This is a genomic window from Olleya sp. Hel_I_94, assembly GCF_007827365.1.
Lineage (GTDB): Bacteria > Bacteroidota > Bacteroidia > Flavobacteriales > Flavobacteriaceae > Olleya.
Genome location: NZ_VISI01000002.1, coordinates 425,682 through 450,745, shown reverse-complemented (window position 1 = coordinate 450,745; position 25,064 = coordinate 425,682). Strand labels below are relative to the sequence as shown.

Annotated in this window: 23 protein-coding genes; 5 read left to right on the top strand and 18 right to left on the bottom strand. The window is 31.9% G+C overall.

Features of this window, described 5'->3' with window-relative positions; translation table 11 throughout:
- Nucleotides 1-50 precede the first annotated feature (50 nt).
- Nucleotides 51-890 carry a hypothetical protein gene (locus JM82_RS04990; protein WP_145001635.1) on the top strand — a complete coding sequence of 280 codons (840 nt, stop codon included), beginning with the start codon at nucleotides 51-53 and terminating at the stop codon, nucleotides 888-890.
- Here JM82_RS04990 and JM82_RS04985 read toward each other — a convergent pair whose 3' ends face one another.
- The gene (locus JM82_RS04985) at nucleotides 891-3,779 is read right to left on the bottom strand and encodes an FAD-binding and (Fe-S)-binding domain-containing protein (RefSeq protein WP_145001634.1); all 2,889 of its coding nucleotides are present in this window, start codon (nucleotides 3,777-3,779) and stop codon (nucleotides 891-893) included. It abuts the gene before it with no gap.
- A gap of 160 nt (nucleotides 3,780-3,939) precedes the next feature.
- Between JM82_RS04985 and JM82_RS04980 the strand changes: the two genes are divergently transcribed.
- On the top strand, nucleotides 3,940-5,580 hold the full coding sequence (locus JM82_RS04980; RefSeq protein WP_145001633.1) for an OmpA family protein: 1,641 nt from the start codon (nucleotides 3,940-3,942) through the stop codon (nucleotides 5,578-5,580).
- 181 nt (nucleotides 5,581-5,761) lie between these two features.
- Complete coding sequence (locus JM82_RS04975) at nucleotides 5,762-6,238, top strand: hypothetical protein (protein WP_145001632.1); 477 nt, start codon at nucleotides 5,762-5,764, stop codon at nucleotides 6,236-6,238.
- A 57-nt stretch (nucleotides 6,239-6,295) separates the two neighbouring features.
- Here JM82_RS04975 and bshA read toward each other — a convergent pair whose 3' ends face one another.
- The 15 genes from bshA to JM82_RS04900 all read right to left on the bottom strand — a co-directional run bounded on the left by bshA (nucleotide 6,296) and on the right by JM82_RS04900 (nucleotide 20,548).
- A complete protein-coding gene (gene bshA, locus JM82_RS04970) occupies nucleotides 6,296-7,435 on the bottom strand; it encodes an N-acetyl-alpha-D-glucosaminyl L-malate synthase BshA (RefSeq protein ID WP_145001631.1) in 1,140 nt (379 codons plus the stop codon).
- Between the two features lie 53 nt (nucleotides 7,436-7,488).
- Entirely contained in the window at nucleotides 7,489-10,410 is a 2,922-nt protein-coding gene (locus JM82_RS04965) for a glycoside hydrolase family 3 N-terminal domain-containing protein (protein ID WP_145001630.1), read from the bottom strand.
- 120 nt (nucleotides 10,411-10,530) lie between these two features.
- The gene (locus tag JM82_RS04960) at nucleotides 10,531-11,904 is read right to left on the bottom strand and encodes a DUF3570 domain-containing protein (protein ID WP_145001629.1); all 1,374 of its coding nucleotides are present in this window, start codon (nucleotides 11,902-11,904) and stop codon (nucleotides 10,531-10,533) included.
- Between the two features lie 10 nt (nucleotides 11,905-11,914).
- Nucleotides 11,915-12,127, bottom strand: a complete 213-nt coding sequence (locus JM82_RS04955; protein ID WP_028282218.1) for a DUF4266 domain-containing protein — start codon at nucleotides 12,125-12,127, stop codon at nucleotides 11,915-11,917.
- The gene (locus tag JM82_RS04950; RefSeq protein WP_261375313.1) at nucleotides 12,120-13,109 is read right to left on the bottom strand and encodes an FAD:protein FMN transferase; all 990 of its coding nucleotides are present in this window, start codon (nucleotides 13,107-13,109) and stop codon (nucleotides 12,120-12,122) included. Before JM82_RS04950 ends, JM82_RS04955 begins: the two co-directional genes overlap by 8 nt.
- Nucleotides 13,099-13,539, bottom strand: a complete 441-nt coding sequence (locus tag JM82_RS04945) for a thioredoxin family protein (protein ID WP_099569287.1) — start codon at nucleotides 13,537-13,539, stop codon at nucleotides 13,099-13,101. The genes JM82_RS04950 and JM82_RS04945 overlap by 11 nt, the downstream gene beginning before the upstream one ends.
- 191 nt (nucleotides 13,540-13,730) lie before the next feature.
- Nucleotides 13,731-14,216 carry an ABC transporter ATPase gene (locus JM82_RS04940; RefSeq protein ID WP_145001628.1) on the bottom strand — a complete coding sequence of 162 codons (486 nt, stop codon included), beginning with the start codon at nucleotides 14,214-14,216 and terminating at the stop codon, nucleotides 13,731-13,733.
- Between the two features lie 11 nt (nucleotides 14,217-14,227).
- Nucleotides 14,228-15,451: a phosphoserine phosphatase SerB gene (serB, locus tag JM82_RS04935; protein WP_145001627.1), complete on the bottom strand. Its 1,224-nt coding sequence runs from the start codon at nucleotides 15,449-15,451 to the stop codon at nucleotides 14,228-14,230.
- 31 nt (nucleotides 15,452-15,482) lie between these two features.
- On the bottom strand, nucleotides 15,483-15,674 hold the full coding sequence (locus tag JM82_RS04930; protein WP_145001626.1) for a hypothetical protein: 192 nt from the start codon (nucleotides 15,672-15,674) through the stop codon (nucleotides 15,483-15,485).
- The gene (locus JM82_RS04925; RefSeq protein ID WP_145001625.1) at nucleotides 15,674-16,465 is read right to left on the bottom strand and encodes a (Fe-S)-binding protein; all 792 of its coding nucleotides are present in this window, start codon (nucleotides 16,463-16,465) and stop codon (nucleotides 15,674-15,676) included. The genes JM82_RS04930 and JM82_RS04925 overlap by 1 nt, the downstream gene beginning before the upstream one ends.
- A gap of 8 nt (nucleotides 16,466-16,473) precedes the next feature.
- Nucleotides 16,474-16,791, bottom strand: a complete 318-nt coding sequence (locus JM82_RS04920) for a hypothetical protein (protein WP_261375312.1) — start codon at nucleotides 16,789-16,791, stop codon at nucleotides 16,474-16,476.
- Nucleotides 16,792-16,983 (bottom strand): hypothetical protein, encoded by a 192-nt coding sequence (locus JM82_RS04915; RefSeq protein WP_145001624.1) that lies wholly within the window; start codon nucleotides 16,981-16,983, stop codon nucleotides 16,792-16,794.
- 107 nt (nucleotides 16,984-17,090) lie between these two features.
- Nucleotides 17,091-18,404, bottom strand: coding sequence for a (Fe-S)-binding protein (locus JM82_RS04910; protein ID WP_145001623.1), 1,314 nt, complete (start codon nucleotides 18,402-18,404; stop codon nucleotides 17,091-17,093).
- A gap of 29 nt (nucleotides 18,405-18,433) precedes the next feature.
- Complete coding sequence (locus JM82_RS04905) at nucleotides 18,434-19,381, bottom strand: MlaD family protein (protein ID WP_145001622.1); 948 nt, start codon at nucleotides 19,379-19,381, stop codon at nucleotides 18,434-18,436.
- A 54-nt stretch (nucleotides 19,382-19,435) separates the two neighbouring features.
- Nucleotides 19,436-20,548, bottom strand: a complete 1,113-nt coding sequence (locus JM82_RS04900) for an N-acetylmuramoyl-L-alanine amidase (RefSeq protein ID WP_145001621.1) — start codon at nucleotides 20,546-20,548, stop codon at nucleotides 19,436-19,438.
- An 87-nt stretch (nucleotides 20,549-20,635) separates the two neighbouring features.
- Between JM82_RS04900 and JM82_RS04895 the strand changes: the two genes are divergently transcribed.
- Both JM82_RS04895 and JM82_RS04890 read left to right on the top strand, forming a co-directional pair.
- Nucleotides 20,636-23,410: a putative LPS assembly protein LptD gene (locus JM82_RS04895; RefSeq protein ID WP_145001620.1), complete on the top strand. Its 2,775-nt coding sequence runs from the start codon at nucleotides 20,636-20,638 to the stop codon at nucleotides 23,408-23,410.
- Between the two features lie 34 nt (nucleotides 23,411-23,444).
- Entirely contained in the window at nucleotides 23,445-23,825 is a 381-nt protein-coding gene (locus JM82_RS04890) for a RidA family protein (protein WP_145001619.1), read from the top strand.
- Here the strand turns inward: JM82_RS04890 and JM82_RS04885 are convergent.
- Both JM82_RS04885 and JM82_RS04880 read right to left on the bottom strand, forming a co-directional pair.
- Nucleotides 23,818-24,180: a methylglyoxal synthase gene (locus tag JM82_RS04885; protein ID WP_145001618.1), complete on the bottom strand. Its 363-nt coding sequence runs from the start codon at nucleotides 24,178-24,180 to the stop codon at nucleotides 23,818-23,820. The genes JM82_RS04890 and JM82_RS04885 overlap by 8 nt on opposite strands.
- A complete protein-coding gene (locus JM82_RS04880; protein ID WP_145001617.1) occupies nucleotides 24,181-25,044 on the bottom strand; it encodes an N-acetylglucosamine kinase in 864 nt (287 codons plus the stop codon).
- Between the last annotated feature and the right edge of the window lie 20 nt (nucleotides 25,045-25,064).

The window sequence follows — 25,064 nt, the reverse complement described above, 5'->3', positions numbered from 1 at the left end:
ATTTTGGTGTTTGTTATAGTTTGTGTTAATTTGTTAAAAATTACAGACCTATGACTTTTTCTAAATTTACATCTTTAATAATTTTAAGTATTATTTTAGTTGGCTGCTCTAGCGACTCTACCGATGATAGTCCTGCAACGTCACAACAACAATTTGAAGGCGATTTTTTTCCTTTAAACACATTAAATTCTTGGGATTATAATGTTGTAAATACCGACAATAATACTGGCTTAGATACACCAAGTGAAGATGAATTAATGGTTGAAAGCCAATCCTCAAACGGTTACACATTATCTGTTAACCAAGGCGGAATCGCTAACGGAACCATGAGTGGTATATTGACTAGTGGCGAATTATCTAGAACCCAAACGACTTTAGCTGCTAACGGAACGGTAGCTTTACCTATTGATGGTTTTGATTTTCAAATTGAACTTGACAATGCATTATTATACAATACACAAGCAAATAACGGAACGCAATTATCTATACAAACTGGATCCTTTACACAAGATTTAGAAGGGTATCCTGTTACCATAAATTACACTTTAAAAAGTAAACAATTACAAAACTTAAATAGCCTAGATGTAAATGGTGTAACCTATAATACAGTGACGTCTTCTAATATTAGTTTAGAGTTATCTGTAACCACTGAAGTTACCATTTTAGTAGCTCAAACCATTTCAATTTTAGACACTCAACAAGTACTATCTGTTAATAGTTTTTATGCTGAAAATGTAGGTTTAATTAAAGCAGAAGCTAATACTAATTATCAGCTAAATACTGAAACTGCCGCATTATTAAATCAATTAGGTGCAGATTTAGGCGCTTTACAAACCTCACTTTCTATTACTAATACACAAGTTTTATCGGATTATAATGTATCAGAATAACTATAGCAAAGCCTTTTTTAATATAGTAACTGGATGGTATGCAACGCGTTGTGTACCATCTTTTATTTGATGCCTACAACTTGTACCATTAGCGCTAATTATAGTAGTTTCAGGTGCTTTTCTTACAGCAGGAAATAATGTTTGTTCACCTACTTGCATACTTATCTCATAATGCTCTTTTTCGTAACCAAAACTACCAGCCATACCACAGCAACCACTAGGTATTATGGTTACTTTATAATTTTTTGGAAGATTTAAAACATTAAAACTATGGATTTGGTTTGATTGTGCCTTTTGATGGCAATGACCATGAAATTTAATCACTTCTGCTTCGGATGTAAATTGATCTGAAGTAATGTTTCCAATAGCAATTTCGTTAGATAAAAAGGCTTCAATTAAAAATGTGTTTTTGGCTATTGCTTCCGCAGAAATTTTGTCCTCAACTAGTCTTGGATATTCATCTTTAAAAGTTAAAATCGCTGAAGGTTCAATACCTATTAAAGGCGAATTTTCAGTAATTATATTTTTGAATAAACTAACGTTTTTTTCGGCTACTTTTTTAGCCTGATCCAATAAACCTTTAGATATAAAAGCACGTCCTGATTCCGCGTTACTGATTAGTTTAACATCATAGTTTAAAGCATATAATAGTTGAATAGCATCTTCACCAATGTTAGCATCTAATTGATTAGTAAACTCGTCATTAAACAAATAAACTGTTTTTATTTTTTTATATACAAAAGACTTGTTTTTAGATGATTGAAATATACTACCTAAAGTATTACTTGACAATAAAGGCAAACTTCTTTGTTTAGCAATTCCTAGACTTTTTTTAATTAATGATGCAGTAATCTTATTAGAAAACATAAAATTAGTAATCCCTTTTACTGGCCTACCAAATTGATTTAATTGATTATTAAATGCAAATAATTTAGTCCTAATTGAAACGCCATTTTCCTTTTGATATTGATACAAAAACTCTGCTTTTAAACTAGCAACATCTACACTACTTGGACACTCACTTGCACATGCTTTACAACTTAAACATAAATCAAAAACAGACTTTAATTCTGTGTGATTAAACTTATTTTTTTTATCAGAATTTGTTAAATATTCACATAGTGCATTTGCTCTTGCTCTTGTTGTATCTTTTTCGTTTTTAGTTGCTCTGTAACTAGGACACATAGTACCACCAAACTCAGGTAGTTTTCTGCAATCACCAGAACCATTACATTTTTCTGCTTCTCTTAAAATACCTTGCGACTTAGAAAAATCTAAAAGAGTTGTAATTTCTGGCACCTCTTTATCTGGTTGGTATCTCAAGTTTTTATCCATAGGATAAGCATCCACAATCTTTCCTGGATTAAAAATATTATTAGGATCAAAACTTGATTTTATCTCTCTTAATAATTGATAGTTATTACTACCAATCATAAGCTCAACAAACTCACCTCTAACAATACCATCACCATGCTCTCCACTAAAGGATCCATTATACTTTTTAACTAAATGCGCTACATCTGTTGTAATTTGCCTAAAAAGCTTAACGTCATCGGATTGTTTTAAATCTAAAATTGGACGCAAATGCAATTCTCCTGCTCCTGCATGTGCATAATAAACTGCTTTTTGATTGTAACTAGCCATTAAGGCTGTAAAATCTGCTATATAATTAGCTAAATCAGGTAATGCAACAGCAGTATCCTCTATACAAGCTACTGCTTTTTTATCACCAATCATATTACCCATTAAGCCCAAACCTGCACTTCTTAGATTATTAGCCTTATCAATTTGGTCTTCTATTAATATAGGGTAAGCATAGCTTGCTGTATTTGATTTAGAAATATTAATTAAGTCATTAGCTTGTTGTTTTACTTGCTCTAATGTTACTCCTCTAACCTCACACATAAGAATTGCTTCGGGATCACCTTGAATAAAAAACCGATTGTCTTGTTGCGTTTTATTAAACTTGGTTAAATCTAAAATGGTTTTATCCATCATTTCGCAAGTATATAAATCATGCTCCATTACTGGTTGTACAGCATTTAAACACTCTTTAATAGAATTAAAATGCATAGCAACCATAATCCTATTTGCCAGAGGTAAGTCGTCTAATTGTAATGTTATTTGCGTAGTAAAAGCTAAGGTACCTTCGCTTCCTGCAAGTAATTTACAAATGTTAAACGTTTCATCTTTGACTAATTCATCAATTGCATAACCTGTATTACGTCTATGGATTTCTGGTTTTGGAAAGTGCTTTATTATTTCCGCTTTAGCGTTATCATTAAATAAATTGCTTTGTAGTTGTCTATATATTTGACCTTCTAAAGTATCAAGTTTTAATTTTTCTTTGATATTAGCTTTAGTAAGTCCTTTAAAAGTAACCACGCTACTATCACTTAACACCGTTTGTAACTCAAGCACTTTATCTCTGGTAACTCCATATTTTATTGATGTCGTACCTGACGAATTATTACCCACCATTCCACCAATCATGCAACGATTTGAGGTTGATGTATTTGGACCAAAAAATAATCCAAAAGGCTTTAGATAATTATTTAACTGGTCGCGAACCACTCCAGGTTGCACAGTTACTGTTTTGTTTTTTTTGTCAAAAGAAACAATAGCATTAAAATATTTGGATACATCTACTATTATACCTTCTCCAACACATTGTCCTGCTAAAGATGTACCTGCAGTCCTAGGTATTAATGCTGTTTTATTTTGTGTAGCAAACTGTATAAGCAATTTTAAATCGTCACTATTTTTTGGGTAAGCTACAGCTATGGGTAGTATTCTGTAAACCGAAGCGTCTGTAGCATAAATAGATTTAGTTAAATCATCATAAAACAAATCACCTAACAAGCTGTTTTTTAGACTCTTTAAATCCATAAAGCTAAATAAAACTAAAATTAAGTTAAAAAAAACGGTGTTTTAGCGTATTAATGATACACTTTATCGATAACCGTTATTAAGTTATCTAACAAAAATACTAAAGCTTATTAGAAAAATATCTTTGTATTAGTAATTATTAACTTAAAACAATAAATAAATGGCAACAAATCTATTAAATCTATTTAAAGATCAATTATCTGATGATGTACTTGGTAACGTTTCTTCACTTTTAGGAGGAGAACAAAAGGACACCATCCAAAAAGGACTTATGGCTGCAGCGCCTGCTTTGTTGGGAGGAATAATGGATAAAGCCTCTTCGCCTGAAGGTGCTAAATCTATTTTTAGCATGTTAGGAGACGGAAGTACTGTTGACAACTTAGCAAGTACAATAGGAGTTGGTGGCGCACAATCGGAAGGGTTTTTAAATAAAGGATTAGATTTTGTAAAAAATATATTAGGAGAAAAAGCTTCAGGAGTTATAGACTTGGTAAGCTCTGTATCTGGAATGGGTAAAGATTCGTCTTCATCTATTTTAAATGTTGCAGGATCTGTTTTAGGAGGAGTCTTAGGAAAGCAAAAAGCTTCAGGGATGGATTTAGGAAGCTTTGTAGGTTTATTATCAAATCAAGGTAGTTTTCTTGATAAGTTTGCTCCTGCTGGATTAGCATCATTATTAGGTCTAAGTTCATTTTCAGGAATTTCTGATAAATTAGGAAGCTTAGCTAGTGGTGCTTTAGGGTTTGCTGGCAACACAGGAAAAGCTGCTGTTGATGGTGCTGGTAAAATTATTGGTGGTGCTGCAGGAATAGCTGGAGATGCGGGAAAATCCGTTATTGGTGGTGCAGGTAAAGTTGTAGGAGGAGCTGCAGGGTTAGCTGGTAATGCAGGTAAAGCTGCTTTTAGTGGAGCAAGCAAAGTTTCAGGAGCTGCTGCTAACACAGCTAATAATGCTGTAAAGTCGGGAGGATCTTTACTAAAAAAGATTTTACCTTGGGCAATCGGTATTATCGGATTGTTACTAGCTTTCTTTTTAATAAAAGGATGTGATAGTGAAAAATCTATAATGGATAATGTAAAAGATGCAGCTAATGAAACTACAGGAGCAATTAAAAATACTGCCAATGGAGTAACTGATGCTGCAGGAAACGTTGTAGATGCTACTGGTAACGCGATTGATAACACAGTTGATGCTGCTGGTAATGTTGTGGATGCAGCTGGTAACGCTATTGGTAAAACTGTAGACGCAGCAGGTAATGCTGTTGATGCAGCTGGAAAAACAATTGGTAATGTTGCTGGAGGAATAGTTGATGCTTCTGGAAATGTAGTCAACGCTTTTGGTGAAGCTATCGGCAACTTTTTTAGCTCTGATTTACCTAATGGAACAAAATTAAATATACCTGAAGGCGGATTTGAAGATAACTTTTTAAGTTATATCAAAGACGGTAAAATGGAAGCTGGTAAATACTACGCTTTTGATAGATTATATTTTAATACAGGATCTTCTTCTTTAGATGCTAATTCTATGAATCAAATTGAAAATGTAGCAGCAATTATGAAAGCTTACCCTAAAGTAAATATCTTATTTAGAGGTCACACAGACAATACTGGATCTGTAGAAGGAAACAAAAGTTTATCGGCTAGTAGAGCATTATCTGTTAAAAATACATTAGTTGAAATGGGAGTCGCTTCGGGACGTATAAATACACAAGGGATGGGATCTATTGATCCTATAGCTGACAATGCAACTGCAGAAGGACGTGCTAAAAATAGAAGAATTGATGTTTCTGTAGTAAAATAGAGAATAATAGTTAGTTAGTTTTAGTTTACTAAAGACTGATAAACACCTGTTTATCAGTCTTTTTTTTGTTAATAAATTTTATATTTTTAACAAAAAATAAGTTAACTTGATAATATATTAGAGCGTTATAATCCTTAATTGGATTTTAAACGTACATACATTAACTAATAAATTAATTAACATGAAAAAATACTTTTTATTTGCTTTTGCAATTTTTGGATTTGCAACAATTACTTACGCTCAGGATATTTCTGATAACGCTATTGGTTTACGTTTAGGAGATAGCGACGGGTTTGGAGCAGAAGTGTCTTACCAACGTGCTTTAGGTGATAATAACCGATTAGAAGTAGATTTAGGATGGCGTTCTGGTAGTGCTTATGACGGTTTTAAACTTGCTGGTTTATACCAATGGGTTTGGGTATTAGATGGTGACTTTAATTGGTACGCTGGAGTTGGTGGTGGTGTTGGATCTTATAGTTTTGACAACAGCGCTATAGATGATGAAACTTTTGTTTTTGCTGCTGGAGATATTGGAATTGAATACAATTTTGATATTCCGTTACAATTATCTTTAGACTTTAGACCAGAATTAGGCTTTGGAGATTACAGAGATGATTTAGATTTTGATATCGCATTAGGAATCCGTTATAGATTTTAAATCAACACTATATTTAAATAAAAAAAACCACCTATTACGGTGGTTTTTTTTGTACTATTATTTTAAAACCTTACACTTGTTTAGTGTTTTTTGATAGATAGCTTCATATTGTGGTACAATCTGATGAATATCAAAAGTTTTAGCCTGCTCCTTAGCATTTGCTTTAAACTGTTTTAAAACTGAATCGTCTTTAAGTATTTTTATAGCGTTTTTACTCATACTTTCTACATCACCAACATTACTTAAATAACCAGAAAAACCTTCTTTATTTACTTCTGGAATACCTCCTGTATTACTAGATATTACAGGTACTCCTGAAGCCATCGCTTCTAAAGCTGATAATCCAAAACTTTCGGTTTTACTTGGTAATAAAAACAAATCGGAGAAGCAAAGTATCCTATCAATTTCATTACTATTTCCAAAAAATACAACCCTATCGCTTATACCTAATTTTTCGCATAAACGCTCAGCAGGTTCTTTTTCTGGACCTTCACCTACCATCATTAATTTAGCAGGAATTTCTTTTTGAATATTATTAAAAATATTAATCACATCAGGAATACGCTTTACTTCTCGCATATTACTAATATGTGTAATAATTTTTTCATTATCGTTAGCCATCATTCCGCGTTGACAGTCTGTAAAATTATGACTAAACTTATTAATATCTATAAAATTAGTGACTACGTTTATTTCATTTTTAATATCAAATAAACGCAATGTATCATCTTTTAAGCTCTGTGATACTGCAGTTACAGCATCTGATTTATTAATACTAAATGTAACAGCTGGTTTATAAAACGGATGACTACCTACTAATGTAATATCTGTTCCATGTAATGTGGTTACGATAGGTAAATAAATATCATCTTCTCTTAACATTTTTTGAGCCATGTAAGCTGCGTATGCATGTGGTATTGCATAATGTACGTGTAAAACTTCTATTTGATGAAGCTTAACCATATCTACCAATTTACTAGATAATGCTAACTCATAAGGTTGATAGTGAAACAAAGGATATTCAGGTACATTAACTTCATGAAAATGAACATTATTACCTAATAACTCAAGTCTAACAGGTTGATTATATGTAATAAAGTGAATCTCGTGACCACGTTTTGACAACTCCAATCCTAACTCTGTTGCTACTACTCCACTTCCTCCAAATGTTGGATAACAAACAATTCCTATTTTCATGTAATCTTTATAGTTTTATAACTTGGTCTATATAATTCAGATAACTTTACAATTTAATCTATAATAGCTTCGTAAATTGCTGCCTGAATATTGGTTCTAATATCTTCTCTTAATAATGTATTTGGTCCTTTAGACGTTGGATAGGTCCTATTAGCCATAAATACATACACAATTTCTTGTTCCGGATCTGCCCAAGCATAAGTCCCTGTAAATCCTGAATGACCAAAGCTAGTCATACTTACACAACCGCAAGTTGGTCCAGCGTCTCCTAATTGTGGCTTATCAAATCCAATACCTCTTCTATTGTTACTTTCGCAATAATAACAGGTATTAAACTTATCTAAGGTTTCATTTTTAAAATAACGTTTACCACCATAAAATCCTTTTTGTAAATACAACTGCATAATCTTAGCAATATCATTAGCATTACTAAATACGCCTGCATGACCACCAACACCATCTTGCATTGCAGCTCCCATATCGTGCACGTAACCTTGTACAGTTTGGTAACGGTAATAATCATCATTCTCTGAAGGTACAATTTTAGTGTCACTAATTTTATCGTAAGGATTATACATTGTATTATTAGCACCTAATGATTTATAAAAATGATCTGTAGTTAACTCATCTAAACGTTTACTATAATGAGATTCTATATATTGCTTTAAAATATAATAAGGCAAATCACTATAGCGATATTTTAATCGTGATAATAGCTCTGTATCTTTAATAATAGTATTAATGGAATCTTTATAGTCATCTCTCATGTAAAGTTCTGGAGCAACCTTTACTGTAAATCCCTTACTTCTAGTTTTTCTATAATATTTAGCCGAAGGTTTGCTAGTTTCTGGATCTAAAGTTTTATAATAAAAAGGAATCCATGGTTTTAATTGGGCGTAATGTGACAACATCTTTTTTAAAGTCACATTTTTTTTATTTGAATTTTTATAAGACGGTATAATCTCTGAAAGTTTAGTATCTAAAGACACAATACCTTGCTCTTCTAACTCCATTAATAATGGTAATGTAGCTACAATTTTAGTTAAAGACGCAATGTCATAAATATCATCAGATTCTACTTTAGTCGAACCTTCATAAGTATGTTTACCAAAGGTTTTATTATAAATCACTTTACCTTTTCTAGCAATAACTAATTGTATTCCTGGTGTCATTTTACCATTGACTGCATAGTTGGCAATCGAGTCAATTTTTTTAAGTGCATAACTAGACATGCCAACTCGCTCTGGTATTGAATACCCCAAACGCTCTAAAGAATTGGCTTGCTTACCATCACCAACGTTAAAAAACTCACCCGCAGAAACTGGTAAGTTTCCTTTTGCAGGAATAGCTCCAAATATTAATTGAGCCGATTTTTCTTGAGCTATTTTACTATTTTGATAACTCACAATAACGCTTTCTATATTTGTTACTGTACTTAAATCTAATAAGGCGTATGGCTTAGCAAATATATCTAGAATAACATTATTAGTTCTAGCTATTTCTTGCAACCAAACTAGCTCTTTATTTGTAAATTTATAATCTTTCCATGGACTGTCATTGGACTTATGAAAACCAACGATAACGGTATTATAAGATTGAAGCTTTGTAATAAGCTCATCTAAATTATCCGCAGCAATTTCATGAACTTTAGTGTATTTTTTTAACTCTTGATAAAACGTACTTCCGGAATCATCTCCTAAGCTAACATAAGCGATTTTTTTAGTTTCAAGATTTCTAAAAGGTAACTGATTAGTTGTATCTCTTGCTATGGTAATTGCATTTTCCATTAGTATTTCATACAACGCATCATCTTTAATTCTGTTTAAATCAGAAACTAAGTTATACGTTCCAATTGGCTTGTAGTCATTTAACCCTACTTTGTATTTAGCCATTAAAATCTTTTTAACAGAATGTGCTAATCGCGCTTCTGTAATTTCATTTGCATTATAAGCCTCAATAAATTTATTTATAGCAGTAGGAACATCTCCAGACATAAGCATAACGTCATTACCAGCTTTAAAAGCTGCTAAATCGATATCTCCAGGAGCACTAAAATTAGAAGCTCCTTTCATGGTTAATGCATCTGTAAAAATTAAGCCTTTAAAACCTAAACGCTCTTTTAAAATAGACGTCACTATGTTTTCTGATAACGTTGAAGGGTATCCATCTCTAGGTTCTAGACTTGGTATATTAAGGTGAGCTACCATAACACTAGACAAACCCTCCTTTATTAACTTTTTATAAGGATATAACTCAACCGAATCAATACGTTTTTCGTCAAAACTAACTGTTGGTAGTGTTTTATGCGAATCTGCTTCCGTATCTCCATGACCAGGAAAATGTTTTGCGTTTGCTAAAACACCAGTACTCTGCATCCCTTTCATAAAGGCTAATGCCTTATCTGTAACGTTATCTCTATCTTCTCCAAAAGATCTGTTACCAATAATAGGATTATTTGGATTAGTGTTAATATCTACAACAGGAGCAAAATTAAAATGTACACCAATTCGCTTACAATGTTCACCTAACTGACGTCCAGTTTGCTCTATTAACTGATTGTTTTTAACAGCACCAAGCGTCATATTCCAAGGAAATGCGTAAGTAGAATCTAAACGCATGCTCAAACCCCATTCTGCATCCATACCAATTAACAATGGTACTTTAGCAGCAGCTTGCAACTCATTATTTAGTTTTGCTTGTCTAACAGGACCACCTTTTGAGTAAATTAATCCTCCAATTTTGTTGTCTCTAATTAGATTTACAATATTAATTTTTTCTTGTGGTGATTGACTTGAAAACACCTGAACCATATATAGTTGTCCAATTTTTTCTTCTAAAGACATACTATTATACAGACTATCCACCCATTGTTGTTGGGCTACAGGGTTTTTATCTAATAAAGGGTTAGGCGTATCCTGTGCAACCATGACACAAGTAAAACATAAAAATAAGACGAGGGATTTTAAATATTGCATATACTAAAATTGACTATTATAGTTACACTTTAATGTACAACTAAAAACTATGCCAAATTAGTATATTTATCCCTATTATTAAAGGACTTTAAGATAGATTTATTACCTAATTATAAACCGTTAATCCATAACAAATTTAAAACCTAATCCAAAATAATTAGCACTTAGTCCTGTATTACGTTGATAATTATTGTACTTAAAATCTATACTTTTTAATCCGAATTCCCAGATATGTGCAGAACTAAAAATATCTGTATAACTTATACCAAAACCATACTGGTTGGCATTAAATTTAGATAAATCATAATCTGATGTGTAAAACTGTTCTGTAGATAGGTTTTGCTCATAAGGTGCAAAGTAGTCTGCTTCGGTTTGATCATAATATCTAAACGATGGATATAATGTAAATTTTTGCGAAATCTTTATTGGGACTTCTATACTAGCTGTATTTGATTTAATTCCCCAATCATCAAAATAATATCTATAATAAGTTCTAACGGTAAAAACTTCATTTAAATAATAATTAAAGCGAAATCCTACAGGAATTTTTATTCTACTGTCTGGTAACCGCTCTATATCATCTGCTAATTGAAATACATCAGTATTACCTGATGATGTGTAATTAGGAATACTAGCTGCATTACCTACGTAATAATTGTCTACATCTGAAAAATATACACGTTGTAGTGGATTTGCTAACCAGCCTTGTTGATTAACAAGATCCAAAAAGACAGAAAATTGTGCGTTTTTACTAAGGATTTGAGAAAAACTTAATGATAAAGAATAGGTGTTTCTACCCTTATCCTGAATGGATTTATAATTAACTGGATTATACGCTAATGATGTGTTTCCGTTTTGATCAATTATATTTAAATTACTAAATAAACCCTGTGTTAGATTTCTATTATTATCTTCAAAAGATCTTAACTCTATTGGGTAAACAGGATTCCATGTATCTAAATACACTTTAGCACTTACACCTATTGTTGTATTTTTTTCATTAAAAAGTTTAGTCAATCCACCACCAAAACCTAATGAAAAGTAATCATACTCAGAAGCCAAAGATAGATCGGCATTCCAAATAGTATTTCTATCGTCAGAACTATGAGAGTAATCTGCATTAATATTTGCCCAAACATCACTAGCTGAAGCACCTGACGAAGTTGACCAAGGTGTTGCACCATCTGAATCGTCAAAGGGATCTGTATTACTTGACGATGCTGAAGTATATGCTGAAATTCCTGCATCTATAGTTAAAACGTCATCTTCATTTAGAGGCATACTAACAACTATGGTTGCTGTTGCATCTGTCAATTCTTCAGTACCTATACCTCCTGTAACTGAGGCATTATTACCGTCTTGACTGTAATAACTTGATAAAAAATCAACCTCAGTTGTTTCTAAAACACGTTTTTTGTAAACTAATGTAGAATCTTGTTGAGACCATGCACTTCCAAAGCACAAAAACATTATAATTATTATATTATTTTTCATTTTTTGCTTATTAATTACAACCACATCCACCACCTGACTTACCTCCATTAGCACCTGAAGCACCTTCACGATAGACTTGAAAGGCTGTTTCAAAACGATCAATTTTTTTTTGTGTTAATGACATATCTGGATCACTTAAATTTACTTTCTCATATTCTTTTACTACTACACACGAGCTAAACGAAAAAATAAGAGTAACTAAAATAATTGCTTTTTTAATCATGTTTCAAGTTATTTAATTCTATGTTTTTAGAGGTAATAATGGTATTGTTTTCATCAATAATAATGCACTCTACTCCTTTTAATTGATTTACAAAATCTAAACCTGTGTCTTTTCCCATAACAAATATTGAAGTCGCTAATGCATCTGCCAATTCTGCTGTTTTAGTAAAAATAGTAACACTTAAAATGCCTGTTGCAGGATACCCTGTTCTTGGATCTATAATGTGCGTGTATAAGATGTTATTAAATTTTACATATTTTTCATAATTACCAGAAGTGACAACTGCGCTATTATTAACTGGTAACCACGAGAAAATTTTTTCTTTATTTAGTGGATTTATTATGGCAACTTTCCAATCATCTCCATTAGGTTGTTTTCCCCAAGTATTTAAATCACCAGAAGCATTAATAATTCCAGAGATTACACCTTTTGATATTAGCAATGCTTTTGCTTTGTCTGCAGCATAACCTTTACCTATAGCTCCAAAACCAATTTTCATGCCTTCTAATTTTAAAAAAACTGTTTGTTGATCTTTATCTAATATTATATTTTGATAACCAACCTTATCCACTGATTTTTTGATAGCTTCTTTGGATGGCATTTCAGTCATTGTACCATCAAACTTCCATATTTGGTCCATAGATGCGTAACTAATGTCAAAAGCACCATTGGTTAATTTAGAGATTTTTAAAGCTCTATTTATTAAATTAAATAACTCCAAATCAACTTTTACTGCTTTGATTCCTGAATTTTTATTAATTAAAGACGTTTGTGAATTTGGGTCCCAAGACGATATTAATTTTTCTATTCTAGAAATTTCAGAAATTGCTATATTAATAAAAGTGTCTGCTTGCTTTTGGGAGTCTGCTACTACTGTAATACCAAAACTACTTCCCATTAATTTAAGTTTCTTATTATAAGTGTCTTGGCTAAAACCCAAAACACAAAATAATAATACGACTATTAAAATATTAGTTTTCAAAAGCTATTAGTTTTTTGTAAAAGTCTTCAGGAGTTGATTTTTCATAACCTAAACTACCTAACACATTGCCTTTAGCGTTTAATACAAGTATGAAAGGGAAATAACCGTTTGGGTTGTATTTTTCTGCAAGCTTATTATTATGTGCTTGTAAATCTAGAGGTAATTTATTTTGTTTTCTTTTAGGAAAATCTGCCTTGAGCATTACAAAGTGATTTTTAGCTAAATTTTGAAACTGTAAAGTACTCCAAATTTCCTTATCCAATTTAATACAAGGCGCACACCAATCAGAACCTTGAAAAACTAATATTATATTTTGATTATTTTTATTAGCCAAACTTTTTGCCTTATCTATATCAGTATGCCAATCTTGAGCAAAAGATTGTATTGAGAATAATAGGGTAACAAATAAAATAACTTTGATTTTAGACATAACTAGTTAATATAAATTTACCTATAAATAACGTGATAATTAATTGCTAATTGTGTAACATATGTTACTTTAACCTTAATTTTAAAAAAAAGATTTAAATACTAATTAACTAATAATTAAACTATAATTAACAAATTTAAGTAAGTAAAATAGTTATAAAAATAAGATACCTTAAGAAATAAAAGTAATGATTAATTTAAAAATCTGTTGTGCCAACTTTCGCTAGCTGGTACTTCCCAACTTTCGTTTAACTCTTCAATGTTAGTAACTAAGTTATTAAATACAATTGTGTTTTTTGAAACCGCTTTTTGTTTAGCCATTTTTCTAAAATCGGTTAAGGTCTTATGTGCTACAAATTCGCCTTGCTTATAAGACACATTCATTTTGTCTAACAAGTCTACATTATACAGTTTCTCTAGTTGTTGAATAAATGTGACAGAAGCATCAATACTACATCCTGTTGCTTTATTTATCTCTTGGTCTAAAGCTAAAATTATAAAACGCTTATATCTAATATCATAGCCAGCTTTTAAGTCGCTACCATGAGCAGTCCAACTTTCGATAAAAATATCTAACTTAGCTTTAATCTCTTCTAATTCGGTATCCGAAAATGAGCGATTAGACTGATAAATCCATACTCTTGATGTTTCTGGTAATGTGTTAAAATCTACTAACATGTTTTTTATCGTTATTCTATTAAATCTATATGTCTGTCGTGGTATCCTAATAAATATAATACACCATCTAATCCTATACTAGAAATAGCACTTTGGGCATTATTTTTTACTTTTGGTTTGGCATGAAATGCAATACCTAATCCTGCTAGGTTGAGCATTGGTAAGTCATTGGCTCCATCTCCAACTGCAATGGTTTGACTAATATCGATGCCTTCTTTATTAGCTATATCTTGTAAATATTCGGCTTTTTTATTACCATCTACAATCTCTCCAAGATAGCCACCAGTAAGTAAACCATCTTTTATTTCTAATTGATTAGCGTATACATAATCAATACCTAATTCTTTTTGCAAATAGTGTCCAAAGTAAGTAAAACCACCAGACAAAATTGCTGTTTTAAAACCGTATTTTTTTAAAGTATCTATTAAACGTCTTGCACCTTTAGTAATTGGCAAGTTGATTGCTACGTCATGTAATACGTCTTCACTTAACCCTTTTAATAATTGCATGCGTTGTTTAAAACTTTCGTTGAAATCAATTTCGCCTTGCATAGCAGACTCTGTAATTGCCTTTACTTCTGCTCCTACTCCTGCTAGCTCTGCTAGCTCATCAATAACTTCGGTTTGTATTAATGTTGAGTCCATATCAAAACACACCAAACGTCTGTTACGTCTATAAATGTTATCTTCTTGAAACGCTATATCTACATCCAAATCATGAGAAATTTGCATAAATTTTTCTGTAAACTCTGCTTTGTTTTCAATTTTACCTCTAATGGATAGTTGTATGGATGCTCTTGGGTATTCTTCTTCTTTAATTAATGAAGTACGTCCAGTTAATCGCTTAATAGCATCAATATTTAGGTTTTTTTCTGAAATCACTTTAGTTACCTCAGATATTTGTTCTGCTGTTAGTTTTTCTCCTAAAATGGTAATAATATATCTATCCTTACCTTGTAGACCTACCCATTTTTCGTAATCCTCTAAAGATATTGGTGTGAATTTAGCTTTGACACCTAACTCATAAGCTTTAAATAATAGATCTTTTAAAACTGCTGCTGAGTTGTTACCAGATTCTATCTCAAACATAAAACCCAATGACAACGTATCGTGTATATTAGCCTGACCTATATCTAAAATTTTAGCACCATATTGCGATAAAACATTAGTTAAACTGGAGGTTAAACCTGGTTTATCTGGTCCTGATATGTTTAGAAGAAATATCTCGTTGGTCATTATTAAACTGCTATTAAAAAGCGACTAAATGCTACTTATTATTTAATTTCTTTTTTTCTGTTCTGTAGGACATGTAGCCATTAAACAATGCAAATAACACAAAATGAATTACAAATTTTAAAACCGAAAAAGGCACCTCTTTATAATAATCCCATCCAGCCATTAATAAAGCAAACACAATTCCTGAGATTAAACCTGTAAGTATAATTTTTTTGATATCCATTATAGGTCCTGTGCGTTAGCAATTAGCTCGGCAATATCCATAACCTTAATTGTGTTTTCTTTTTCTTTAACTTTTACACCATCAGACATCATGGTCATACAGTAAGGACAACCCGTAGCGATTATATCTGGATTAGTCTCTAAAGCATCTTCTGTTCTTAACTCATTAATATCTTTATCTCCTTTTTCTGGCTCTTTAAACATCTGCGCACCTCCTGCACCACAACATAATGCTGTAGATTTGTTTCGTTTCATCTCGATTAAATTTGCGTTTAATACAGATAACACGTCTCTTGGTGCTAAATATTCTGAATTTGCACGACCTAAATAACATGGATCATGAAACGTGATACGTTTACCATTAAAGTTGCTATTCTCTATTTGAATAACTTTATTGTCTATTAATTGTTTGATAAATTGTGTGTGGTGTAACACCTCGTAATTACCTCCTAATTCTGGATATTCGTTTTTTAAACAATTAAATGAATGCGGATCGCAGGTTACAATACGTTTTACGTTATATGAGTTAAGCAGCTCAATATTCATCATGGCTTGCATTTGAAACAAAAACTCGTTTCCTGCACGTTTTGCGATATCACCTGTTGAGCTCTCTTCTGTACCTAATACTGCAAAATTTACTTTTGCTTTGTTTAATATTTTTACAAAAGCTTTGGTGATTTTTTTAGCTCTGTCGTCATAACTTCCTGCTGATCCAACCCAGAATAAAATATCTGGAGTTTTACCTTGGCTCATCATTTCTGCCATAGTTGGCACTATAAGTTGTTCGCTCATAATCTGTTTTATTTAATTGCTGAAAAATCGGTTTTAGCTAATCTTATGTAAATGGATAAAATCTTAATTCCGTTTTCCTTTTTATTTTTTGGATCGTTTTGCTCTAAGCTTGCTAACTTTAGTGCTTGCAACCCTAATTGTTTTGTTTGTTTGTCTGTACAATAGTCGCATAATACTTTTTTAAGTTTTATGTCTTGTACTGCTCCAGACTTGTATTTTATTTGTGTTATAATTTTAAATTGAAGTGAATCTTTTTTATAATCTTGTGCGTTTAGTTGTGTTAAACTAAAGCTACTGATTAGTAATATTAAAATTCTATACTTCAATTATATACGTTGTGTTTTTTTATATGTTACTATTAAACCAATACCCATCCCTAAAAGCATTCCTGATATTAATCCACCTAAAAAACCAACCTTATATTTATCTAAAATTAAGAATGATAACACAGCTAAAGTTGTAGCTATAATGCCAACTATTAGTCTTGTTTTTGATGGTATTTTTAATATAAAACTCATGTTGTGGTTTGCGTTAGCGATAGTAATGACATCCTTTTTTTGCTGCCATATATGGCAAAAAAAGATATAATGGATAGCGCGACCCTTGTGGTAACGCCCAAATTATACTACTCGTCTTTCCAGTTTAAACGGTCCATTTGGTTGTAAGGCCAAGGTGCACCATTGTTTTCTATATTGGTCATCATGTTATTTAACTCGGTTGGTGCAGCACTTTGCTCCATTACTAAGTATTGACGCATTTCCATGATAATGTTTAATGGATCAATACTAACTGGACAAGCCTCTACACAGGCGTTACAACTTGTACAAGCCCAAAGCTCTTCGGTTGTAATATAGTCGCCTAATAATTGTTTACCGTCGTCTACAAACGTCCCTTTATTGGCATCTATATTTTTACCTACTTCTTCCAGACGGTCTCTGGTATCCATCATTATTTTACGTGGTGATAGCTTTTTACCTGTTAGGTTTGCTGGACACTCACTTGTACAACGTCCACATTCTGTACACGTGTAGGCATTTAAAAGGTTTACCCATGATAAATCTTGTACGTCACTTGCTCCAAATTTTTCTGGCATTGCTGCTTCTGTACCTTCTGCAGGTGCTGCAAATGGATCTACGTTTGGATCCATCATTAACTTAACCTCTTTAGTTACTGTTGCATTGTTTTTAAATTGTCCTTTTGGTGTAAGCTTACCGTAATATGTATTTGGAAATGCCAAAAGGATATGTAAATGCTTAGAAAAATATAGGTAGTTTAAAAATACTAAAATACCTACTATGTGAATCCACCATGCTGCACGCTCTAAAGTATGTAATGCTGCTTCTGATAATCCACTAAATAATGGTGCTATAAATTGACTGATTACGTTACCAGAATTATAGTCTTGAAAGACTGTGTCTGTTGCATTCATCACTAAAAATAGACACATTAATACGACTTCAAAATACAATATAATATTACCATCAGATTTAGGCCAACCCTTCATCTCTGACTTCATGAAACGTTTTAGTTTAATAACGTTACGTCGCGTCCAAAAGATAACAACTGCTACTAATACTAGTACTGCCAATATCTCAAAACTTCCTATTAAAAAACCGTAAAGTGCTTCTGGAAGTAAGCTATGACCAATCCTGTGTGTACCAAATAAACCATCGATTATAATTTCTAAAACTTCGATGTTTATTATTACAAATCCTACGTAAACAATAACATGTAAAAATCCAGAAATAGGACGTTTAACCATTTTGCTTTGTCCTAAAGCAATGTATGCCATGTTTTTCCAACGTTGTGGTTTATTGTCTGATACGTCAACGTCTTTACCTAGTTTTATGTTTCTGACTAATTTTTTTACATTGTTTGCAAAGTAGCCAATACCTGCAAAAAGTATTATTGCAAAAATTATGTTAGGTATGTATTCCATAGGGTTAGTTTAGTTAGTTTTATTTTGTGTTAATCTTTAAGATCGTTTCCTTCTGCATCGTATTGTTTTGGCTTTTTACCAAATAATGAAAAGTGTACGTAACGTTTAGGGTTTAGTTTCATGTCCTCTAAAAGTTGCTCCATTTGTAATGCTGCACCTTCTAGGTTTGTATACAAGCCATCGTCTTTAAGTAGTTTACCCAGTGATCCTTCTCCGTTTTTAACGTTTGCCATCATGGTATTTACGCTTGCTAAGGTTGCTTGCAAATCTTCAACCGTTTTTGCTATATCTACTTGGTTTAACTTTTGGCTCATCTGGTTTAGATTGCCACTAGTTTGATTAAAGTTATCCACCATTGTAGTTATGTTTTCGTCATTTTTTTTAACTACAGAGTTAATCGAATACGCTAATCCTTTGTAAGATTTTAAGGTAGCATTTAATTCGGCTAACGTATTTTGTAATCCATTTTCAGATTTGTCTGCAATTAAACCATTAAGATTACCCATTAATGTATCTACCGTTTTTAACGTTCCGTCAAGGTTAGTGCTTAATTGAGAGAAATCACTGGTAAGGCTAGTTACTAAACCTTCCTCTACGTCTGATTGGATTAAATCGCCATCCTTAGCCATTTGATTGTCTTCTGCAGGTTTTATTGCTAATGCATTACCACCCATTAAACCTGTTTGGTACATGCTAATTTTACTGTTTTTAGAAAACTGTAATTGTTTGTCTACCGAGAAAGCGACTCTTGTTTTACCGGTTTCAAAATCATATTTGATTTCTTTAACCTTACCTACCGTATTCCCTTTTATAGTTACTGGAGCAGATACTGCTAATGAGTTATAATCAAACTCTGTATAATATGTATTGTTAGAATCAAATATATTATTCCCTTTTAGATAACTAAATCCAAAAATGAAAAATATTATTCCAAGAATAACTAATATGGCTGTTTTAACTTCTAGTGATAGTTTCAAGATATGAAATTTAGATTGGTAACAAAATTAGAAAATAATTATAAAAGAATGGGTCTAATTAGACTCGGTTTTTAATGCTTCTGAAAGTTTGATTTGTTTACCATCTTTAAAAGCAACAATATAAGCGTCCTTATAACCTTTATTTTTAGCTTCTATTTGTAGTTTTTGAATCTTATTATAGTCCGAAGTATAACCGTAATAATATTTATAAAGACCTCCTGATTTTTCTCTAGAAATATCTTGCAATCCTTTAAAATTATAGGCTTTAGGCTCTAAAGATTTTGAGCTTGCTGCTATTTGAATTTTAAAAACGGTATTTTTAATTGTTTTTTCTTCTGTTGAAATAGTGTCCACAATAGGTGCTTCCATTACAATACTACCTACATTTTTATCAATTTCGGTTTTATAATCCAAAATTGCATCAGATATAGATTTAGATAAATCTTTTTGTCCTTTAGCCGAGTTTAAATAAGCACCTTCCGCTGTATTAGTAATAAAACCAGTCTCTACTAATACACTTGGCATAACCGTTTGATGTAAAACTATAAATCCAGCTTGCTTTACTCCTCTGTTTTTTCTTTTCAATTTATTAGTGAAAGAACTTTGAATTAAAGAGGCCAATTTTATACTTTGATCTAAATATTCTTCTTGCATTAAAGATAACCCAATAAAAGATTCTGGTGAGTTTGGATCAAAACCATTATAGTTTTCTTTATAATTTTCTTCTAAGTAAACTACTTCGTTTTCTGCTTTAGCAACTTCAAAATTAGTTTTATTACGATGTATTCCTAAAACATAAGTTTCGGATCCTGAAGCTTGCGTATTATGAGCATTACAGTGTATGGATACAAAAAGGTCTGCATTGGCATCATTAGCTATCTTTCCTCTTTTAAATAAATCTACAAAAACATCCGTTTTTCTAGTATACACCACTTTTATGTCAGGATTTTTTTCCAAGATTTTTCCAACACTTAACACAATATTTAAGGCAATATCTTTTTCTTTCAAACCTGTTTTAGCATGTTTTCCTGGATCTTTACCTCCATGTCCAGCATCTAAAACAACAATAAACTTACCATTACTACCTTGTGCAAGACTAGTTTGAAAGCTATTAAATGTTAATACTATTATAAAGGATACTATAAGTTTAAAAATGTTCGTTTGCATAGATGTTATAACCAATTTATTTTGCGTTTAGTATGATTTATAAATTTTAACGAATATTAAAACATTCACAAAAAAATATATGTAGTTTTGTCAATTCAAATACCAAGCCATACTTTTACAAAAATACATTTAAAAGCGTTGCGTACACATAGTCTTAACATACTTTTTACTTTGAGTTTTACAGTGTTTATTAACACTCTAGGCTTTGCGCAAGGAGAAATCCCTAAAAAGGGCGTTGATTTACCTGCAGTAAAAACAACCGAATTACAAGTCAATACAATAATTGACACTACAAAAACTGACAAAGATATTCCTTTACTGTCAGAAAAAGCTAGTGATAGCACTACTGTAGACACCATAAAAGTCAAACCTTTACTATCTAGTACTGTTTCCTATAAAGCTACGGATTACATGTCTTATAAGAAAAAGGAATCCAAAATGCATCTTTATAACGAAGCTGAAGTGCTTTATGAAGATATGGAAGTGACTGCTGGTCATATTATTTTAGATTTTGATAAAGATTTAATTTATGCCAAAGGTATTATTGACGATTCTACTAAACTTTACAAACAGCGACCTGTATTTAAACAAGGCGAAAATGTAATAGAACCAGATTCTATTGTATTTAATACGGTTACTAAACAAGGGTTAATATATAATTCGGTTACCGAACAAAATGGTGGTACATTAATAACAGAAACTACCAAAAAAGTAAATGACTCGGTTTATTATTTAAAAAACGCAAAGTTTACAACTGCTGAAGATTTAGAAGATCCAGAATACTACTTTTTAATTAGAACAGGTAAATTAGTGCCAGGTAGTAAAGTTATTACTGGACTAACAAACTTATTTATTTATGATGTACCAACACCTATAGGATTACCTTTTGCCTTTTTTCCTTTAACCAAAAAGCAAACGTCAGGTGTTATTTTTCCTAGTTTTGGAGAGGATGGTAATCGTGGGTACTTTTTACAAAATGGTGGGTATTATTTTGCTATTAGTGATTATTTTGATTTAGCCTTATTAGGTGATTATTATACCAATGGTAGTTATGGTTTAAGAGTAGAAAACAAATACGCAAGACGTTATAAATTTAGAGGTAATCTAGCCTTTAGATATGAAAACTTAATTACCAGTGAACGTGGTTTTCCGGATTATGCAAAAACAACTATTTATAACTTACGTTGGTCACATCAACAAGATGCAAAAGCTAATCCAAACGCTAGATTCTCGGCTAACGTTAACTTAGGTAGTCAAAATTATTACCAACAATCTATAAACCAAATCAACTTACCTAGTACACAAAATAATACGCTAGCGTCTTCTATTGCTTATTCCAAAACATTTCTGGGTGAGCCTCAGGTTAATATAAACTTGACTGCATCGCATTCTCAAAACACTCAAACAGGAGCTATTAACATGACCTTACCAACTTTTCAAGGTAGTATTGGTCGTATTTTCCCGTTTGCACCTAAAGAAGGTACAAAAAAAGGGATGTTAGAAAATATAAATGTCCAATATAATTTAAGAGCAGAAAATAGAATTACCACTACAGACGAATTTTTCTTTAAAAGTGAAATGTTTGATGACGCTAAAATTGGCGCACAACACACTATTCCACTATCAACTAACTTTAAAGTATTTAAATATTTTAGTATGAGTGCGAGTGCAAACTTTAACGAAGTTTGGACATTAAACACTGTTAACAAATATTATGATGCAGATGAAGAAGAAATTGTAACAGAAGATATTAATGGCTTTGATAGCTTTAGAACTTATAATTTTTCTACGAGTTTAGGAACAACGATTTATGGTATGTTTAACTTTGATAAGAAAAAAGAAGGTAAAAAACTACAAGCAATAAGACACGTAATCAGACCATCTATAAGTTATAACATTAATCCTGCATTTGATAATTATTACGATACAGTAGAAGTTATAGATGCTGATGGTACTACACAATCAGAATATACACGTTTTGAAAACAATCTTTTTGGAACACCTAACAACACCTACTCTAGTTCTATTGGAATTGGAGTTTCAAATAACTTTGAAGCTAAGGTGCGCGATAAGGACTCTACAGTTGTCGAACCAAAAAAGATAATATTACTTAACAACCTAAACTTTTCAACCTCTTACAACGTTGCTGGTGACTCTTTAAACTGGAGTCCGATTAGAGTTACAGGAGGAACACAACTGTTTAATAATAAAATGAATATAAACTTTGGTGCCACTTTAGATCCTTACGCCTTAGATAATAATAATGTTAGAATCAATACGTACAACATTGATAATAACGGAAGTTTATTTAGAATGACAAGTGCTAACCTAACCATGGGTTATTCTTTTGATAGTAAAGGATTAAGTGCTTCTAGAGATGAAAATGAAAATTCAAGAAACGAACGCTTATTAAGTGGTGGTCGTGATGATGATTTATTTGGTGTCTCGCAAGATTTTGCGGACTCTAGATTTTTAGATGATGATAAAGATGAAGATAAAGAGGAAGAACCAAGTGAGCTTTACAACTATGGAATTCCTTGGAATTTTAGATTAGCCTATGCCATAAACTACTCCAATAATGCACGACAAAACGAAATATCATCACACTCGTTAATGTTCTCAGGAGATTTAGATATTGCACCACGTTGGTCTATTGGAGGATCATCAAGTTATGATTTTAAAAATAAAGGATTTGGTTTAACGCAATTACGTTTTCAAAGAGATCTTTTAAGCTGGCGAATGAATTTTACTTGGGTTCCTTTTGGTACTTATAACCGTTGGAATTTCTTTATAGGAATCAAGTCTAGTATATTACAAGATTTAAAATACGAGCAACGTCGTAAACCTGATGAAGGTTTATAAACTAACTTTTAGCTAATACATCACTTTTACTTTTATGAAAAAAATAATTACAACATCAAAAGCACCTGCTCCAATTGGACCTTACAATCAAGCAGTTTTAAGTGGCAATACTTTATACACTTCTGGGCAAATAGCTTTACATCCTGAGACAGGAGAGCTTGTCATGGATGATATTAAAACAGAAACAAAACAAGTCATGGAAAACATGAAAGCAGTATTAGAAGCTGCAGACATGACTTTTGAGCACGTTATAAAAACGTCAATATTTATAAGTGACATGCATAACTTTGCACAAATAAATGAAGTTTATGGTACTTATTTTAAAGATGAAACTGCTCCTGCAAGAGAGACAGTAGAAGTTGCTAACTTACCTAAGTTTGTTAATGTAGAAATTAGTATGATTGCTGTTAAATAGCTTTAATTAAAAGCTCTGCAGTTGCTAAGTTTGTAGCTAAAGGTACATCGTGCACATCACAAAGACGCATTAACATTAATACATCTGGCTCATGTGGATGTTTTTCTAGAGGATCTCTAAAAAACAATACCATATGACATTTACCCTCTGCTACTCTAGCTGCTATTTGTGCGTCTCCACCCATTGGTCCAGATAACATCCTTAACACTTCAAAACCTGCTTTTTTAACTTTTTTACCAGTAGTTCCTGTAGATATTAAAGAGATTTCTTTTTGAAGTAAAATCTTTTTATGTTCATTTAAAAACTGAACCATTTCAGCTTTTTTACCATCGTGTGCAATTATAGCTATCTCCATTTATTTAATATTATTGGTATGAAAGGCAACTAAACCTTCAATTGGCCTTCTTTCAAAATTTCCAACTTTAAAATTTAGCTCGTCAGCGACTGCTTTGATTTCTTTTTGACAGAAAAACGCTATAGACCCAGCAAAATGTACAGGAACCGTTTTTAATTCTTCCTTATATTGCAAAATCATATTTTTAGCAAAACGTCTTATTCCTGATTTTATTAACTCCACTATATATTTAGAATCTTTGTTTAATATCATAAACTCAGCAAATTGCGCTAAATAGGCATTTGGATTAGGCTGTTTGTATAAATTGTATTTAATATAATCGGCCTCAAGGTTAAACTTATCTGCAAATGCAATTCTGATATCTTCAGGCATATGATTGTAATAATAGTCGCGTAACAACTCTTTACCATAATAGTTTCCTGAAGCGTCATCCATAATACTATAACCTAATGATTTAACACGTTGGTGTATTTTATTACCATCAAAATAACTACAATTAGATCCTGTCCCTAAAATACAAACTACAGCAGCTTCTGTTGGATTATTAATGGTTGCATAAACTGCAGCCATAGTATCCTCGTCCACTAAAACATCTGCATTTGGAAAAAACTCTTGCAGAATAACTTTTAACATTAGTCTTGGTTTTTCTGTACCACAACCAGCTCCATAAAAAAAGACATGCGTTACAATCTCTTGGTTATCCTTTAATGCAGGACTATTTTTTAAGATTTTTTTTATTTTCTTTTCGCTTAGTATTGCAGGATTTAAACCTTTAGTACGAATTTTTTCTAATAATTGGTTACCGTTTTTATCAACTGCTATCCAATCACATTTTGTAGAGCCACTATCAACAACTAAAATCATATTTTGAAATTTTTATGGTA